The sequence below is a fragment of the Streptomyces sp. NPDC048288 genome (assembly GCF_043201555.1).
Classification (GTDB): Bacteria; Actinomycetota; Actinomycetes; order Streptomycetales; family Streptomycetaceae; genus Streptomyces.
The window spans coordinates 603,603-619,364 of the sequence record NZ_JBICZD010000005.1 but is presented as its reverse complement, the minus strand read 5'-3'; the positions used below and the strand labels follow the sequence as shown (position 1 = coordinate 619,364).

The window sequence follows — 15,762 nt, the reverse complement described above, 5'->3', positions numbered from 1 at the left end:
CAACACTCTCTGGGCCACGCCGAAGGACCTCAGTGCCCGAACAGGCTCAGTGCTTCCTGGATGAAGCCCCTGTACGTCTTCGTCTTCGCGTCCAGGTTCTGGCCGCCCGCCAGGATGAGGTTGTGCAGGTAGTAGGCGCCGCTCTGGTCCGGCAGGTACTTCGTCGAGAACACACGGCGGACGATGGACTCGTCGCCGAGTCCCGCCTTCCGGTATCCGGCGATCGACGCCTCGACCGCCGCTTCGCTCCGCGCTGTGGGTTCGTCGAGGTGAGCGAGGTCCTGCAATCCGAGGATCAGGTCCAGGGCCTTGTCGTGCTTGCCGTCCACCAGGCGTGCGTAGCGGAGCGCGACGACCGGGTGCGCAGAGCCCAGCTTGCCGTCGGGAGGCAGCGGATAGTCCAGCAGGTAGTAGTTGGCGGCATCGGGGAAGACGGTGATTCCTCGCAGGAGCTTGCCGTCGGGCAGGTAGGAGCGCGGGCGGTCGCGCCATCGACCGATCACGACGACCTTGACGTTCTCCTTGAGCAGCTGGGGAATGACGTCCTTGCCCAGCATCAGCCGGTGGTTCGTCGCATCGCGCGGGTATTCGTTGGTGTAGACGGCCTCGAACAGCACAAGGCCGCCGATCCCCTTGAGGTTGTTGCCGGCGCTGGTGAAGGCGTTGCCGCCCGACTGGCTGTAGGCCATCACCACCGGCTTGTCGACGGCGAGGCTGTCGGCGTCCAGTGTCGTGCCGTGGGTGTAGACGGTTCTGACGGCGTTGGCCGTCAGCTCGTCTAGCTTGGGCTGAAGCAGGACGCCACCGTTGCCGCCGTTCATCAGCGGCACCAGCAGCACGTGCTTCTCGTCGTGGATGGCCCGCTCGAAGCCGAGCGGGACGTCCCAGTACTGAGGTACCGGATCCTTGCCGGGGAGATACGACAGCACGCCCCGGAAGTGGTGCAGGGGGCCAGGCAGCGCGGCGGGGTTGCCACGGAACGTCTTGCGCAGCTCGACATAGGGGCCGAGCAGCTCCTCGTACCGGTCGTCCGTGAGCGGCTCGGTCAGGAGTCTCGCCAGGATCTCCAACCCCGACTGCAGGTTGTTGTCCGGGGTGACGACGGAGACACCGTGCAGCGAGGACCGTAGCCCGGCCAGGCTGTTCTCGTAGTAGATCGCGCCGTAGTCGGCCGGCATGATCATGATGGCCGGCTTGATCCGGGGAAGGCGGTACGTGCTGGCGGGCAGGACCGCGTACCAGACCAGCGGGTGTCCGCCCAGGCCGGCCACGACCCGGATCGTCCGGTCGGTGCCGCGCAGGAGGTTCATGACCTGCGCCCAGGCCGAGCGACCGTGCAGGGCGTTGTAGAGGTCGGTGATGTCGACGAACCGCACGTTCAGCCCCACGGTGGAGCCGGTGACGTCCAGCAGCGGGTGGAGCGCCGGAATCCCCTTCGGGCGGCCGAGAGGGTCGTACGCCGGACCCTTGCGCCAGCCGAGCGGTACGAGCCTGCCGTCGGGCGCGACCGTGAACTCCTGCTGGACGCGGAGCAGCGGGTAGGTCGTGCGGTCCACGTCGACGCTCGCCTCGATCACCAGGCGCAGCCAGGCGGTGTCGGGCGCCAGGTCGACGGTGAACCCCGTGGACCCTACGGGCACCGGCACGGGCCGACCCGCACCGGCGCCCTGGACCCGCGTCTCCACCGTGGCCGTCCACTTCTGCAGCAGGAAGTGCGTCCACAGCGGTACGGCGGGGTTGGCGTTGACAACGGTCAACCGCACGGCGTCACCGGGCCCCGGAAGGCGCGGGGCAGAGGGCGCACAGGCCGCCGCGATACCCGCCCGCATCCGTCGCCGTCACAACTGCCGCCCCGTTTTGGGGTCGTAGGTGACCTCGACGGCCACCACCTGGTCGGTGGGGAGGACTTCGGTCCACTGGTCGAAGATCTGGTAGGGGTCGGCGGGGCGGAAGCCGCCGTCCAGGGGGTCGAAGCCGGTCTCGAAGACCCTTTCGGCGGCGAGAGTGCGGGTGATGTCGGTGTTACGGGCCTGGAGTTCGGCGGCGAGCGCCTGGAGGACCCAGCCGATCGACCTGCCCTGCCAGTCGGCCGGGTCGCCGGACTGCCAGGTGTAGTCCTTGTCCAGGGCCGCGTCGCCTTCGACATGGGCGCTGGACAGCCAGCCCAGGGCGTCGAGTTCATGGCCGGGACGTACCGGAAGCACGGCTTTGACCCAGGAGGCGTTGAGGAACTCGTTGCGTCGCTCGTCGCCGTCGGCCTGGATCAGCCAGCCCAGGGAGCTGCCGGTGGGTGCGGGCGGGGTGTTCTCGGTGATGAGGTAGTCGACCCGGTACTCCAGCTGGTCCTGGGGTGTCGCGGTGGTGGCGCGCGGCGGGTTCACCGAGCCGGTGTGGCTGAAGCGGCTGGTGACCGTGGCACCGCCGACGGGATCGCCGGAGGTGGACTCCCAGTCGTGCGGAGGCACCGGGTAGCGGCCCACCGAGTCGGCTCCGGGCCATACGGCAGCGGCCTCGTCGGCGCCGGCCGGCGGTGTGTGCTCTGCGCCGGAGGTACCCGTGGTGGGCGCCGGGCGCCAGTAGTCCGGCTCGACGAAGTACAGCATCTGGTCGACGTCGAACATCCCGCGGATCAGTTCGGCCGACAGGTGCCGCTTCGCGTCCTGGCCCGGGAACAGGTCGAGTTGGCCGATCAGGTCGGAGAAGACGCTGTGCCGCTCTTCCTTGCGGAGGTCTTCGGAGTCCCGCTGCCGGACCTTGGAGATCAGATCCAGCCGGTCGTGCACCGCCTGCGCGTACGCCGCGCGCTGCACCTTGGCCACCTCGCGCTCGTACACGGCGAGTTCGGCGAGATACTGCTGCAGTGCGGGGTCCTGCTCCGGTGGCGGCGGCTCCCAGACGAGCGCGAGGGTGAACGCGACGTACGGGCCGCCCCCGAAGTGCACGTTGGTGCAGTTGACACGGAACCGGCCGGACGTGGGGTCCAGTACCTCGTAGGTGGCGAGGAACTTGGCGACCTGGCCGTTGCTGGTCGTCGCGGAGACCTTGCGGATCTCGTTGCCGGGCGCCGTGCTGAGTTTCCAGCCCGGGCCGGGCGGCGGCGCGGAGTACTCGAAGTGAGCGACGATGTACTCGTCCTCCTCGCCCCGCCACAGCCGGTCCCAGCCGTCCTCCTTCACCCAGTCGGCATCCTGGTGCGGGGCGTTCTTGCTGTCCGCGGTCTGCTGGATCGGGTAGTTGTCCGAGTACGTGACGTGCGCCTGGGCGAGCGGGGCGGGTTTGACCGGCTGCCTGAGAGAGGTCAGGTCCGGCGCGGGCACCACATGCACGAGTTCACCCAGACCCAGTGCGCGGCCCGGGTCGCCGACGAACACCTGCCAGCTCAACTGGGTGCCGATGTGCTGGAGTTGGACTCCGACCTTGCGCATCTTGCGGCGCAGTTCGTAGTTGATGAGCTTGTCGGTGGTGTTCTGCACCACGTACCGGCGGCTTGAGGTGTCGGTGGTCTCGGTGACCGTCTTGAAGGTGGTCTTGAAGTTCCGGGTGATCTCGCTGCTGGCCTTGGAGCTCTGGGTCCGGGAGTGTTTGTGGCTGACCTCGGAGGACTTGTTCGTGGTGTTCTTGGTGCTGTAGCTGGCGCTGACGTCGGCGTGCACGATGCCGACATAGTTGGCACTGGCGTTCGACGTCACGCCCAGCGAGGTCTCGTTGGCGTTGGACTCCTTGACTGCGTCGGCGAGGTCGGTCTGATCGGTCAGCTCCTCCTCGGTCTTGTGGGTGGACGTCTCGGACTGCTCGGCGGTCCTCTCGACCAGGGTGCGCCGGGTCGAGGTCTCCACCACCTCGACGGTGCCGCCCGGACTCAGCCACAGGTGGCCGACCGGTGTGCCGAGGAAGGTGTCGAACTCGAAGAAGTACTCCCGGAAGAGGTTGACCAGGCCGACCGGCGACAGGATGCCGTCCGTCGGCGGTCGGTTGCCCCACACCGCCAGCGGGGCCAGCGGCGCCAGCGGCCCCTCGCCGAGCGTGAGCCGTCCCGGGCCGTCCCCGCCCAGCGCTTCCTTCGGCAGCGGTGCGCCGAGCGCCGCGGCGGCCCGTGCGGTCGAGGCGTAGCCGAGCCAGCCCGGCAGCGGCTGGTAGACGCCGAACAGCTCGCTCGCGTACGGGACCGTGCCCGCGAAGTCGCCGACCGGGCGGCCCGGACCGGGACCGGGCGCCGGGGCGGGGGCCGGCAGCGTACCGACGTTGTCGCTCGGCCCCGAGGCGCTGGTCGCGAAGGGCTTCACCGACCAGGGCCGGCCCGCCTGAGACTGCGTGACGAGCAGCAGCTCACGGTTCTGCTGGGCCTGCGGAGCGACGAAGGAGACGGTCTGGGTGCCCGTCCCGCTCACCACACGTCCCACGTATCGGCGGCTGATCCCGTCATCGGTCTCCAGGAAGGTACCGTTCAACGCCGGTACGCCGGGGAACAGAGCGGGGTCACGCACATCCGCGTCCGCGGGCAACGCCAGCGCGACCCGCTGCCCCGGCAGCAGGTCGGTCGGCAAGGTCGGTTGGATCGTGTACGACCACACCTGCAGCCAGGAGCCCGCCCCCGGTGTGGTGAGCGGAACTCGGCCCGTGAAGGTGACGACGAGTGTCATGACGGTTTCTCCCCCAATTCACACGCACAAACGGTCAATTTGCGCGTAAGTGCAGTCGCCACTCGTCCTGGGGTGGACCCACCATCCACCACAAGGAGGAATTGACTATGTGACAATCTCCTAATCGACCGCACATCGGAAGGACGATTAGGAGCGGAGCCACGTTAAAATCGATACCATGAATTGATATCGAACCGAGAGCCTTTCTGCGGATCTCCCTTAAATCTTCATACTCTCTCGGCTGCGGAACCGGGCCGGCGAGTCGAACACCCCCCTCCCTGCCGAGACCATGACGTATCGGTGCGGGTCCTCACCCCGTTGTGGGACTCGGTGACACCGTGATGTTCGCCGGCGTGGTGAGGACGACCTGCGGCTGGCCCGCGACCGCGGGCGGTGGGGTCAGGTCCTGGGCAGGAAGATTGGGTGCGGTGGTTTCCTGGACGAGGACCTGGTCGAAGTCGACCAGCCCGGTCTTCTCCACGGCAGTGATGTGGTCCAGCACGATGCTGTTGGCCTGGTCGGCCAGAGCGCGGACCAGAGAGTTCCTCGTGGTGGTGAGGACGGCGGCGATCGTGGTGAGGAACTGGCCGTTCGTCGCGCGCACGGTGGTGGCCATGTCGGTGTCGAACTGTTTGCCGTGCTCCGTGTTCAGCCGGGACGTGAAGCTCTGCTGTTGAGGCGAGGGCTGGTTGGGCAGTGCGATGCCCAACTGGTCGGCCGTGTCGCGGCAGGCGGCGTCCAACGCGGCGTCTCCGTCGACCAGGTGCTCCCCAGCGCTCCTGACCGCCTTCGTCGTCCCCTTCCGCGACGCCTTCTGGCCGACGGGGTACTCCCACAGTCCGGCCGAGCGCACCTTGACCACGAAATCCCGGTCGGCCGCCGTCAGCGGCCCGGTCGCCGGGGTGGCGACGACCCGCTCGGGTGCGCTGCTGACCTTCTGGACTCCGAGCATGGAGGGGTAGAGGAGGGAGCCGAGGGTGATGCTGAGCGCACCGCCCAGAAAGAGAGTTCCCGCCGCCGTCCGTGAAACGAGCACCGTGTCTCCTGATCCGGTTTATCGGATCCCGCACACAGAGACGTACGGATGCGAGGGTTCCGCAGATCCTTTTGGGCTCGTCATGGATTGGTAAAAGGATCGGCGGTCGGCGAGCGTCTGACGAACCGCCGGTTCACTCATGTCCGCTCAGCATGTCCGCTCAACGGCGCGAAGTAGGGCCGTTCGGCCCTATCCACGGCCGGGATAGGGACTGTTGGGCCCTATCGGGGCCGGGTGCCCCGTGGTCGATCATGGAGCGACGGTCGGAGAGGGCCAGGCCCATTCCCGCACTTCTGGTCCTTCCCGACTCGCCGACGACACCAACTGACGGGAGGACGCCGTTCGGTCGACGAGACATCGCGGTCTCCGAGGGCATCTACGGGCGAACCAAGAGGTCGTCTCAACTGGCTTGATCCGCGAACCGGCGGTCGTGATGGCGATGGTGGGGCATCTGGTGCCGCACGGGTTGTGGGAGTTGTTCCAGCGGGTGGTCCCGGTTGCGCCGGTGCGTCCGCAGGGCGGTGGACGACGGCGCTATGGTGATCGCGCGGTACTGGCGGCGATCCTGTTCGTGGCCACGACGGGGTGTACCTGGCGGCAACTGCCGCCAGTCTTCGGCCCATCCGGGCCAACCGCACACCGGCGATTCACCGAGTGGAGCCGGGCCCGGCTATGGGGCAAGCTGCACCGTCTTCTCCCGGACGAACTCGGCGCACGCGGGGAACTGGACTGGTCCCGGTGCGCGATCGACTCGGTGAACATGCGCGCAGCGAAAGGGAGGATCTGACGGGTCCGAATCCCGTAGATCGCGGTAAGAAGGAATCAAAGATCCATTCCTGCGCGACTGCAACAGGGTGTTGTTGTGTCACCGATCTCCCGAGCGCCGCTGGTACCCCGACGTGTGCGACCTACCCGGTGGACATGTGGAACCTGGAGAGCTTCCCGGTGCCCATGCAGCAGATCCATACCGACGCTTTCGACCTGCAGATCTGGCTGATCGAAAGTTGGACGGGGGCTCCGGTCGATGTCGCGTTGGACGAACAAGATGCCATCGCGTGGTTCCAGGAAAACGAACTCGGAGAACTGCGCCTCGCTCACGACAGCTGTCCTGCGATGTTCAGTTATCGAAAGTGGGAAAGTCGCCGTCGAGGTGGGGGCGTCAATTCTTGTGGATGGCTGGCAGGTTTTGGTGGCGGACGGTCAGTGATCAGCCTGGTCCAGCACTGCGCGGCAGTGTGCCCACGCCGGCTCGGACAGCAACGGCCGCCCACCAGTGAAAAGGTGAAGTAGGCAACTCGTTGGCCGCGAGGCGAGAAGGGCGCTGACTCGCTGCAGGTGTGCCAGCAGTGTTCCACCGGTGTGCTCGATGCCCTCAGCTCCGGCCGCACGCAAGATCGCCGGCGCTTCTGTCGTCATCTCAACATCACCCGTCCGAACGATCGCCGTCCGGGTCCGAAAGCACTCATGATCGTAGCGGGGGTACGCTCACAAATTCTTATCGGAAAGGCGATTCGTCGGGCCATTGCGAGATGCTGACCTGACTGGCAAGACCGGCGAGCCCATCATCCCGGGATCCCGCTGAGTTACTCCTTCAGGCTGGCGTCATTGCCCTCAATTGGCGAGTCGGGAAACACCGCATGGTCGCCCCGTTACCGTGCAGGGGTCGACCACAAAGGACTGCCCGGCGGCTGGCGGGCAAGGGCTCTCTCAGCCGCGTAGCGGCGTAGCCCGATCGAGAGGATCTGGACCTTGAGCGATTTTTCCCGCCGCTACCTGCTCAGGACGTCAGCGGCCGCCGGCGCCGGGGCGGTCGTCGTACCGGGCCTTACGGCCGCAGGCGCGCCGGACATTGCGGCCGCGAGCACCTCGGGTCTTCTGGCCGCGAGCGACCCGACTGTAGGGCCGTCGGGATGTCGGCCGGCGAAGCTGACCGGTCGCGTCGTCCGCCCCGGTGACGCCTCGTACACGAATGATCGCATCGACTACGACCAGCTGTTCTCGCACTACCCGCTGGTCATCGTCTTCGCCCAGGAGACCCAGGACGTGGTGAACGCCCTCACCTGGGCGCGGCAGCACAACGTCGCACTGCGGGTACGCAGCGGTCGCCACGCCCTGGAGGGCTGGTCGAACATCGACAACGGCATCGTGATCGACGTCAGCCAGCTCAAGTCGGTCCACATCGACACCGACGCTCGTATCGCGACGGTCGGCGCCGGCCTGACCCAGTTGGAAGCGGTGACGGCGCTCGCCAAGCAGGACCTCGCGGTCACGACCGGAAGCGAGGGCAGCGTCGGCTTGGTCGGTGCGACGATCGGCGGCGGCCTCGGCCCCCTCAACCGCTTCCTCGGCATGGCCTGTGACAGCCTGATCGGGACCGAGGTCGTCGTCCCGTCGGGTCGCGACTGCGCCGAGGTGATCCGTGCCGACCTGAAGGACAACTCAGACCTGCTCTGGGCGCTCCGTGGGGCGGGAAACGGCAACTTCGGAATCGTCACGCAACTCACCTACAAGGTGCACCCGCTCAAGAGCGTCGCCTATGTGCAGGCGGCCTGGGACGGCCTTACGGACCTGCAGGGGATCTTCGATGCATGGCAGCGCACGGTACCGTTCGCCGACAACCGTCTCGGATCCGAAGTCGAGTTCCACAAGTCCCAGATCCTGCTGTCCGCGTGGCTCGCGGAGGGCACGGAGGCAGAGGCCAGAACGCTGCTGGCCCCGATCCTGTCGATCGGAACGCCCGATGTGACGGTGCAGGTCGGTAACTGGGGCCCCATCTTTGCCGGAGCCCAGGTCCCGCGCTCGCAGGAGCCCGCCAACGTGAAGTTCTTCTCACAGTTCGCCAAGAAGCTGTTCCCGAAGAAGGCGATCGACGTCATCGGCTACTACATGCGAAACGCTCCCACGGAGGAGAGCAACTACTTCGTCGATGCCTTCCGCGGGGCGATCGAGAAGGAGCCCCGGGGCGGCACCGCGTTCGTGCATCGCGACGCGATCTTCTACGGCGAGATCGGCGCAGCCTGGGGGACTCCTTCAACGACACCAGGCGTCTGTGACCCGCTCACCTCGACGTGCCAGGCCTGGACCGCCGAATTCAGCCAGGCGATGCGCGGCTTCGTGGACGGCGCCTACGTCAACGTGCCGAACGTCGGCATGCAGGAGTGGGAGACCGCCTACTGGGGGCGGCGCCACTTCGAGCGGCTGCGCGAGATCAAGGCGAAGTACGACCCCGACAACGTCTTCCAGTACGAGCAGAGCATCCCGCCCGCGTCACGCTGATCGACAGTTCGCCGTCGGGGCCCCGCCCCGGTCGGGCTCGGCCTTTCACGCAGAAGGGCCCGACGCAGTCGAAGGGGTGTCGTCGGCCTCGATCTTGCATGAGGGATCGTCAGCTTGCTGACGATCCCTCTGCTCGTTCAGAGTGAAGATTTCTGCTTGCGGGCAGGGCTGATGGTCCGGCTGTCGTGCCGGGTGGGCGCCGGGTTCCACGGCTCCGGTTGTGATGCTGCCGGTCAGCCAGGGTTGGGCAGAGCGTCGAGCCGGGTGTCGTGCAGGGCAGGTTGCGCAGGCCGGTGGAACGGGCGGCGCGGATGCGGTCCTCAGCGACCTGATGAGATCACTTCCAAGACCGGCTGACCGGGCTCCGCCGCAACGGTGAAGACGGTCGTCGGAGCGGCCGTAGACCGTCGACTCAGGTGTGTTGCTCCGGCGTCGGGGGCAGCGGATCCAGGACCGGGTTGGTGAGGTGCTGATAGATGATCGAGGTGCGGAAGCCGACGATCTCGCGGCGGTCGGTGAACTGGTCCAGGAGGAAGGCGTGCAGGTGGTCGATGTCCTGGGCGGTGACGTGGACGAGGAAGTCGTCGCTGCCGGCCATCGTGTACACGGAGACGACCTCCGGGAGTTCGGTCACCGACTTCTCGAAGGCGGCGACGACGTCCCGGCGCAGCGGCCGGATCTGCGTGGCCACCATCGCCTGGACCGGACGGTTGAGCGCGCGCAGGGAGACCTGGGCCTTGTAGCCCTGGATGATGCCGCGCTTGTGCAGCAGCCTGGTGCGTTCGAGACAGGTCGACGGTGCGATGCCGAGCTTCTCGGCGAGGGCACGGTTGGAGAGCCGACCGTCCAGCTGCAGATGGTGCACGATCGCCGAATCAACTTCGTCCATGGCTGCCTGCACTCCCCTGGGACCGAATTTAATTCGGCCGAACGTCCGGTTGTCCGTGCGCCACTCTAGCTTCTGAGCCATGAGCCAAGCATTTGCACATGAAGAGGTCATCGTCCGCCGTGGCGTCCGATCGGGACTGCCGCTGATCATCGCGGTCCACTCCCGTGCGCTGGGACCGGCGGTGGGCGGCTGCCGACTGCGCCGCTACGACACCTGGCAGGACGGACTGGCGGACGCGCTGCGTCTGTCAGAGGCCATGACCTTCAAGGCGGCGGTGGCCGGGCTCGACTTCGGCGGCGGCAAGACCGTGATCGCCCTCGGCAAGGAGACCGAACTGACCGCGGAGCTGCGCGAGGCCGCGCTTGAGGACCTGGGCGAGCTGATCGCTTCCTTGGAGGGCTCGTACCGGACCGGTCCCGACATCGGCACCGGCCCGCAGGACATGGTGGTCCTGAAGCGGTTCTCGCCGTACGCCTACTGCGCGCCCGAGGAGTACGGCGGGACCGGCGACTCCGGTGGCCCCACCGCCACCGGGGTGCTGGCCGCCCTGCGCGCCGGTGCCCGGCATGTGTTCGGCGATGCCTCGTGTGCCGGGCGCACAGTGGTCGTCAGCGGGTTCGGGTCGGTCGGCGGCGGGATCGCGGCCGGTCTGGCCGCCGAGGGCGCGCGGGTCGTGGTGTCGGATGTGGAGCCGTCGCGCAAGGACGCGGCTCTGGCCCGCGGGTACGGATGGGTCGAGCCCGATCAGGCCCTGTCCGCGCCGGCCGACATCTTCGTCCCGGCGGCCGTGGGCGGTGTCCTCGGCGGGGCGACCGTGCACCGGCTTGCCGCGCGTCTGGTCGTGGGCCCGGCCAACAACCAGCTCACCGACGAGTCCGTCGCCGACGACCTGGCCGGACAGGGCGTCGTCTGGATCCCCGACTACGTCGCCGGTGCCGGCGGCATCCTCTACGCGCTCAGCCGGGAATCGGAGGGCTACGGCTACGGGGCGGCGCACAAGCGCGTGGAAGGGATCGGTGACACCGTCAGCCGCCTTCTCGACCTGGCCGCTTCGTCGGGCGTCACGCCGCTGCGGGCCGCCCAGCGGATCGCCGGGACACGGCTCGCTTCCGCCGACCGGTAGCAGCGCGCGCCCCCGACGGCCGAGGCAACGGCGCCCCCGGCCACCCCTGCCAGGCGCTCGGGGGCTCACTCGTCGTTGACCCAGCGCATCAGTCGGCGCAGCGGGTGGAAGCCGTCGTGGGAGAGGCCCGGGGGCATGCCGCCCGCTCCGCCGAGGGAGACCACGCGCTGTACGCCGGCGCAGGCGAGGGCGTCGCGCAGGTCGGCCTTGCGGTCGGCGGGGTACACGCCGACCGTCTGGGTGGCGACCCCGGCGTGTGCGACGGCCTCGGACAGCGCGGCGACCGGGACGACGTTGACGATCTTGCCGTCGGGGTGGAAGTCCACCGGCTCCGGGGAGCGGATGACCAGGCCGTGGCCGTCGTATCCGCCCCAGACGCGGTAGTCGGGTGCCAGGGACCGCAGGACGTCGATCTCCTCGCGGAGCCCCGCCGGGACCCGGGGACCGTCGGCGGAGCTGAACTCCCTGGCCACGCCCAGGCGTTCGCAGAGCAGGGCGGCGTAGCGGTCGGCCTCCTCCTCGGTGCCCTCGACGAACTGGAAGCGACTGGCCACGCACGCCTGCTGGTTGAAGAAGGTGGCGTCGGTGGCGCCCGCGTCGGCGGCCCGGGCCAGGGTCTCGGCGGATGCGAAGGCCTCCCTGCCGATCAGGGAGATGGACGTCTTGGGGTCGAAGGAGACGAGTTCGAACCCGGGACCCACGTACTTCAGGGCGCCTCTGATGGTGGCCTCGCCGCCCCAGGCGACCAGTTTGTCGAAGAACTGCGGGCGGAACAGCACGCTCTCCACCGACTCGTCGCCGCCGCGCCAGTACACGGCGGAGAACGAGCGCACCACGGGATGGCCGGGGGCCACGGCGGCCATGGTGCGCAGGATCGCGGTCGCGGTGAACAGGTCGTTGGAGGGGAGTTTGAGGAGGTTGACGCCCTTGGTGAGGGCCCCGCGGACGACGGTCTGGGCGGCGACGCCCGGGGCGTTGCCGGCGATGATGTGCACCAGGCGGGGCGGGAACGCGCGGGTCGCCGCGATCCGGCCCTCGGGCAGCCGGACCTCGAGCCAGCCGTCCAGGACCTCCGTGCCGCCGAGTTCGTGGTCGATCTGGGCCTGGAGGGCGGGCTCGCGGAAGCTGCGCCACAGGGCGGCGTAGGCGCGTTCGAGCACCTCCTCGGGGAGGGTGCTGACGTGGACCATGCGGTCGAGGGCCTCGGCGAGCAGGCCCTGCCGGTCCGACCTGAGCGCCTCGCCGGTCTCCACCAGCACGTCGACGATCTCGGCGGCGGGGACGTGGAAGGCGGGGCCGGGTTCCGTGCGGGGCCACACCAGGCGGTCGAGGTCGAGGGCGGGTGCAGTGAAGGCGCCTCGGCCGTGCGGGGTGTGCGGGCTCTCGTCGACCTCGCCGCGGATCACATGGACGACGGCCACGGCGCCGTCGAGTGCCGTGCCGCTCATCCGTGGATCATCCCCCGTACGTAGGAGTCGAGTGTCGCGGCGCAGGTGATCTTGTCGTCGCCGCCGCCGAGTTCGCCGTAGCGCTGGATGTCGGGCAGCACGGCCGGTCCCGGCCTGCCGCAGTCGCAGGGTGAGAAGTCCACGGAGACCTTGTCGCCGCTGATGAGTCCGCCCCAGCGGCCGGACAGGGAGACGTCGAGGAAGGCGAACCGCCCTTCCGTGACGCCGTGTCCGGTGTTCAGGAGGGTCTCACCGGTCTGGTCGAGGACGAGCGGGATCACCCATGGGGGCACGTGGTAGCGGCCGTTCTCGCAGGAGAGGCAGGAGCCCTGGAGTTCGGTCATGCCGTAGCTGCGCACCCGGCGTACGCCGTCGTAGAAGGCGGCGAACTGCTGCTGGTAGTCGTCGGGCAGGGCGCGGCCCTTGTTGCCGCCGCCGCTGAGCACCAGGGTGTCGGGGTGCAGGCTGCCGTCGGCGACGCCCCGCGCCCGCAGGGCCTGGATCAGGGTGAACTGCTGGTTGTTCATGCCGGCGATCAGCAGCGGTTCGTCGCGGTGCGCGAGGATGTCGTCGACGATCGCGGTCAGCGCGGCGTCCAGTTCCTGCTCGCGGGCGGCCGACGTGGTCTCGAAGGAGCTGATCTCCCGCGGGGTGGCGGTGCCCTCGGTCATCCGCCGGCGCAGCAGGGCGCTGCCCATCAGTTCGGACACCTTCAGCGGTGCCTCGGTGAGCAGCCGGGTCTCCCCCGGGCGCGCGAAGACGTCCGCGTGCCAGCGGAAGCCGTCGATGGAGCGCATCGGGCCGCTCGCCGGGGCCAGCAGGTAGCCGCGGCGGGTGGGTTTCGGCGGCAGGGGGTCGGGCCAGCAGGTGAGGTTCTCCAGGACGGCGTGCAGGAAGTCGAGGTCGTCGGTGTCGCAGTTGAGGAAGGAGACCTTTCCCGAGGTGCCGCTGGTGATGTAGGGGCGGTGGCCGGCCGCGGTGATGCGGTCGGTCCACTCGTCGATGTCCGTGACGCCCTCGACGTCGACGTCGTCGGGTTCGACCACGGAGACGGTCGAGTACCAGCGCAGGAGCCGGTCCCACCGGCCGTTCTCGATGAGGGAGACGGGGTACGACTTGTAGCTCGTGTGGGAGAAGAGCAGCGGTACGAGGTCGGGGAGAGCGGTGATCTCGTGGACGCCGGTCTCCTCCGCCCGGGTGCGCAGCAGCGGGATCCGCTCGCGGTGGGCGGTGAAGGCCTCCCGCGCGGCTTCCAGTTGCAACTCCCGCACTTCCTGGGCGGGTTGACGGAATGTGTCGCCGGACCGGACCAGGGCCCGGATCTGTTCGCGTGCGCTGGGCACGGCATCCACCTCATTCGGTCATGACGCGGGGTTCTTGGTCAGATAGGAGGACTCGAGCGCGTCGAGGTCGGCGCGCAGTTCGGCCGGGGTGCCGGCCATCTCGACGCGGCCCCGGCGCAGGACGTAGACGCGGTCGGCGATGCCGAGCACCTTGCGCACGTGCTGTTCGACCAGGAGCGCGCCAAGACCCTGGTCGGCCGCTTCGCGGACCACCCGCAGGAGGCGGTCCACGACGAGCGGGGCAAGGCCGAGGGAGAGTTCGTCGGCGAGCAGCAGCCTGGGGGCGCGGCCCAGGGCCCGGGCGAGTGCGAGCATCTGCTGTTCTCCGCCGGAGAGCATGCCCGCGCCGATCCTGAGCCGTTTTTCGAGTTCCGGGAACAGGGACAGGGCCTGGTCGGTCCGTACCCGGCCGACGCGCAGGTTGTCCGTGGTGTCGAGCCTGCTGAAGACGGCCCGTTCGCCGACGTAGGCGAGGCCTTCACGGGCGCGGCGGTGCAGGGGTGCCCGGCCGGGGGCGCCCAGCCAGCGCAGTTCGCCGCTCATGGGGGCCAGTTCGCCCGCGAGCACGCGCAGGGTGGTGGTCTTGCCCGCGCCGTTGGGTCCGAGCAGGGCGACGACCTCGCCGGGGCGGACCTCCAGGTCGAGGTCGCGCAGTACGGGCCGGGTGCCGTATCCGGCGGACACGGCACGGGTCTCGATCAGGGGATGTCCGTTGTCGTGCACGGGCGTTCTCCCGTCAGCCGGCCGACGCGGCCGTCAGGATCTTGCGGACGTCGACGAAGGTGGATCCTGACTTCGCCCACTCGATCTTGCCGTCGCGGATGGTGAGTTCGGTGGCGGTGGTGTTGTGGATGCGGTTGAGTCCCTTGATCGGCAGTGCCGTCGACGCCTTCCAGTTCAGCGGCGGGGTGAGGCCGCCGGTGCTGATGCCCTGCGCGGTGTTCAGCTCCTTGACGAGGGCCTCGGCCGAGATGGCCGGCAGCTTCTTGACGGCCTCGGTGAAGACGGTGAACGCCACCCAGGTCGTCTCGTTGGCGCCGTTGGAGGTGTCGATGTCCTTGTCGCCGGAGGCGGCCTCGGTGAAGCCCTTCCATGCCTTGTCGGAGACCGGCGGGTAGTAGCCGGTGATCACGGCGCCCTCCAGCGGGCTGCTGCTGCCGCCGGTGCTCGCGGCCAGGTCGGGGGTGAGGTTGCCGACGACGCTGCCGAGTTTCGTCTTCGCCCCGGACTGCACGTACGCCTTGACGAACAGGTCGGAGTGGGTGCCCAGGATGACGCTCACGCAGTCGCTGCCCTGGGTGGCGGCGGCGACCTGCGGGGCGAGGTCGGTGGCCGTGACCGGCACCTTGAGGTCCTTGGGGGCGGTCCCGCCGGCGGAGGTCGCGCCGAGGGTGAGGAACTGCGAGACGATGGCCGCCGCCGCGAGGTCGTAGCGGACGCCGGAGATCTTCTTGCAGCCCGACTGCACCAGTTGCCGGCCGTGCGCGGCGAACACCGCGGGGGTGCCGCCGTTGACCGGGTACGACAGGGGGTTGGAGAACTCGGCGGCCGAGACGCCGGTCCCGCCGAGGTAGGGGATGCCGGCCTTCTGGAGGATCGGCATGTAACGGTCCCCGGCCAGGCTGTACGAGCCGACGACGGCCACGACCTTGTCCGCGACCGCCTGCTGGGCGCACTTCTCCGCCTCGTCGGGGTCGTTCTTCTCGTTGCAGGTGATGACCTTCAGCGGGGCGCCCTTGATGCCGCCGTTGGCGTTGATCCACTTCTCGTAGGCCTGTGCGGTGAGCCGGACGCCGGGCTGGGCGCTGCCCTGGGTGTCCTCCGGGTTCCAGACCATCACCTTGACGGGCCTGCCCTTGAGCGAGGAGGTCTCGGCGGAGCTGTCGGAGGCCGACCCTCCTCCGCAGCCTGCGGCGAGCAGGGCTCCGGTGACGGCGAGTGCGCCCGCAGCGGCGGTTCTGTGTCGGCGTGACTGGTTCATGGTTCCTCCGCGAGGGTGCTGGGCCG

At 68.8% G+C, this 15,762-nt stretch carries 11 protein-coding genes and 1 pseudogene; 4 read left to right on the top strand and 8 right to left on the bottom strand.

The features are described 5' to 3' along the window. Positions 1 to 29: 29 nt before the first annotated feature. The 3 genes from ACGFZS_RS21555 to ACGFZS_RS21545 form a co-directional block, all read right to left on the bottom strand. Positions 30 to 1,763, bottom strand: coding sequence for a hypothetical protein (locus tag ACGFZS_RS21555; protein ID WP_393796472.1), 1,734 nt, complete (start codon positions 1,761 to 1,763; stop codon positions 30 to 32). Positions 1,764 to 1,838: 75 nt separating this feature from the next. Then, complete coding sequence (locus ACGFZS_RS21550) at positions 1,839 to 4,640, bottom strand: hypothetical protein (RefSeq protein ID WP_393796471.1); 2,802 nt, start codon at positions 4,638 to 4,640, stop codon at positions 1,839 to 1,841. Positions 4,641 to 4,950: 310 nt separating this feature from the next. Beyond that, the gene (locus ACGFZS_RS21545) at positions 4,951 to 5,676 is read right to left on the bottom strand and encodes a DUF4142 domain-containing protein (protein ID WP_393796470.1); all 726 of its coding nucleotides are present in this window, start codon (positions 5,674 to 5,676) and stop codon (positions 4,951 to 4,953) included. A gap of 433 nt (positions 5,677 to 6,109) precedes the next feature. Between ACGFZS_RS21545 and ACGFZS_RS21540 the strand changes: the two are divergent. The 3 genes and pseudogenes from ACGFZS_RS21540 to ACGFZS_RS21530 form a co-directional block, all read left to right on the top strand. Further along, positions 6,110 to 6,510 (top strand): annotated as a pseudogene (locus tag ACGFZS_RS21540) (transposase); the annotation flags it as partial. A gap of 87 nt (positions 6,511 to 6,597) precedes the next feature. Beyond that, entirely contained in the window at positions 6,598 to 6,966 is a 369-nt protein-coding gene (locus ACGFZS_RS21535) for a hypothetical protein (protein ID WP_393796586.1), read from the top strand. Between the two features lie 459 nt (positions 6,967 to 7,425). Next, on the top strand, positions 7,426 to 8,952 hold the full coding sequence (locus ACGFZS_RS21530; protein WP_393796469.1) for an FAD-binding oxidoreductase: 1,527 nt from the start codon (positions 7,426 to 7,428) through the stop codon (positions 8,950 to 8,952). 412 nt (positions 8,953 to 9,364) lie between these two features. On the opposite strand, the gene ACGFZS_RS21525 is transcribed toward ACGFZS_RS21530, so the two are convergent. Next, positions 9,365 to 9,841: an Lrp/AsnC family transcriptional regulator gene (locus ACGFZS_RS21525; protein ID WP_393796468.1), complete on the bottom strand. Its 477-nt coding sequence runs from the start codon at positions 9,839 to 9,841 to the stop codon at positions 9,365 to 9,367. A 79-nt stretch (positions 9,842 to 9,920) separates the two neighbouring features. Between ACGFZS_RS21525 and ACGFZS_RS21520 the strand changes: the two genes are divergently transcribed. Further along, positions 9,921 to 10,964 (top strand): Glu/Leu/Phe/Val dehydrogenase dimerization domain-containing protein, encoded by a 1,044-nt coding sequence (locus ACGFZS_RS21520; protein WP_393796467.1) that lies wholly within the window; start codon positions 9,921 to 9,923, stop codon positions 10,962 to 10,964. A 65-nt stretch (positions 10,965 to 11,029) separates the two neighbouring features. On the opposite strand, the gene ACGFZS_RS21515 is transcribed toward ACGFZS_RS21520, so the two are convergent. Genes ACGFZS_RS21515 through ACGFZS_RS21500 form a run of 4 tightly spaced genes read right to left on the bottom strand, consistent with a single transcriptional unit; the run spans position 11,030 to position 15,736 of the window. Continuing rightward, entirely contained in the window at positions 11,030 to 12,412 is a 1,383-nt protein-coding gene (locus ACGFZS_RS21515) for an acyl-CoA reductase (RefSeq protein WP_393796466.1), read from the bottom strand. After that, positions 12,409 to 13,755: a hypothetical protein gene (locus ACGFZS_RS21510; protein WP_393796465.1), complete on the bottom strand. Its 1,347-nt coding sequence runs from the start codon at positions 13,753 to 13,755 to the stop codon at positions 12,409 to 12,411. The genes ACGFZS_RS21515 and ACGFZS_RS21510 overlap by 4 nt, the downstream gene beginning before the upstream one ends. A gap of 18 nt (positions 13,756 to 13,773) precedes the next feature. Then, a complete protein-coding gene (locus ACGFZS_RS21505) occupies positions 13,774 to 14,478 on the bottom strand; it encodes an ABC transporter ATP-binding protein (protein ID WP_393796464.1) in 705 nt (234 codons plus the stop codon). Positions 14,479 to 14,491: 13 nt separating this feature from the next. Continuing rightward, entirely contained in the window at positions 14,492 to 15,736 is a 1,245-nt protein-coding gene (locus ACGFZS_RS21500) for an ABC transporter substrate-binding protein (protein ID WP_393796463.1), read from the bottom strand. Positions 15,737 to 15,762: the final 26 nt, after the last annotated feature.

Excerpts from the sequence above, each read along its gene's own strand:
- ACGFZS_RS21550 (WP_393796471.1), bottom strand. The coding sequence starts at position 4,640 with ATGACACTCGTCGTCACCTTCACGGGCCGAGTTCCGCTCACCACACCG.
- ACGFZS_RS21535 (WP_393796586.1), top strand. The coding sequence starts at position 6,598 with ATGTGGAACCTGGAGAGCTTCCCGGTGCCCATGCAGCAGATCCATACC.
- ACGFZS_RS21525 (WP_393796468.1), bottom strand. The coding sequence starts at position 9,841 with ATGGACGAAGTTGATTCGGCGATCGTGCACCATCTGCAGCTGGACGGT.
- ACGFZS_RS21520 (WP_393796467.1), top strand. The coding sequence starts at position 9,921 with ATGAGCCAAGCATTTGCACATGAAGAGGTCATCGTCCGCCGTGGCGTC.
- ACGFZS_RS21515 (WP_393796466.1), bottom strand. The coding sequence starts at position 12,412 with ATGAGCGGCACGGCACTCGACGGCGCCGTGGCCGTCGTCCATGTGATC.
- ACGFZS_RS21500 (WP_393796463.1), bottom strand. The coding sequence starts at position 15,736 with ATGAACCAGTCACGCCGACACAGAACCGCCGCTGCGGGCGCACTCGCC.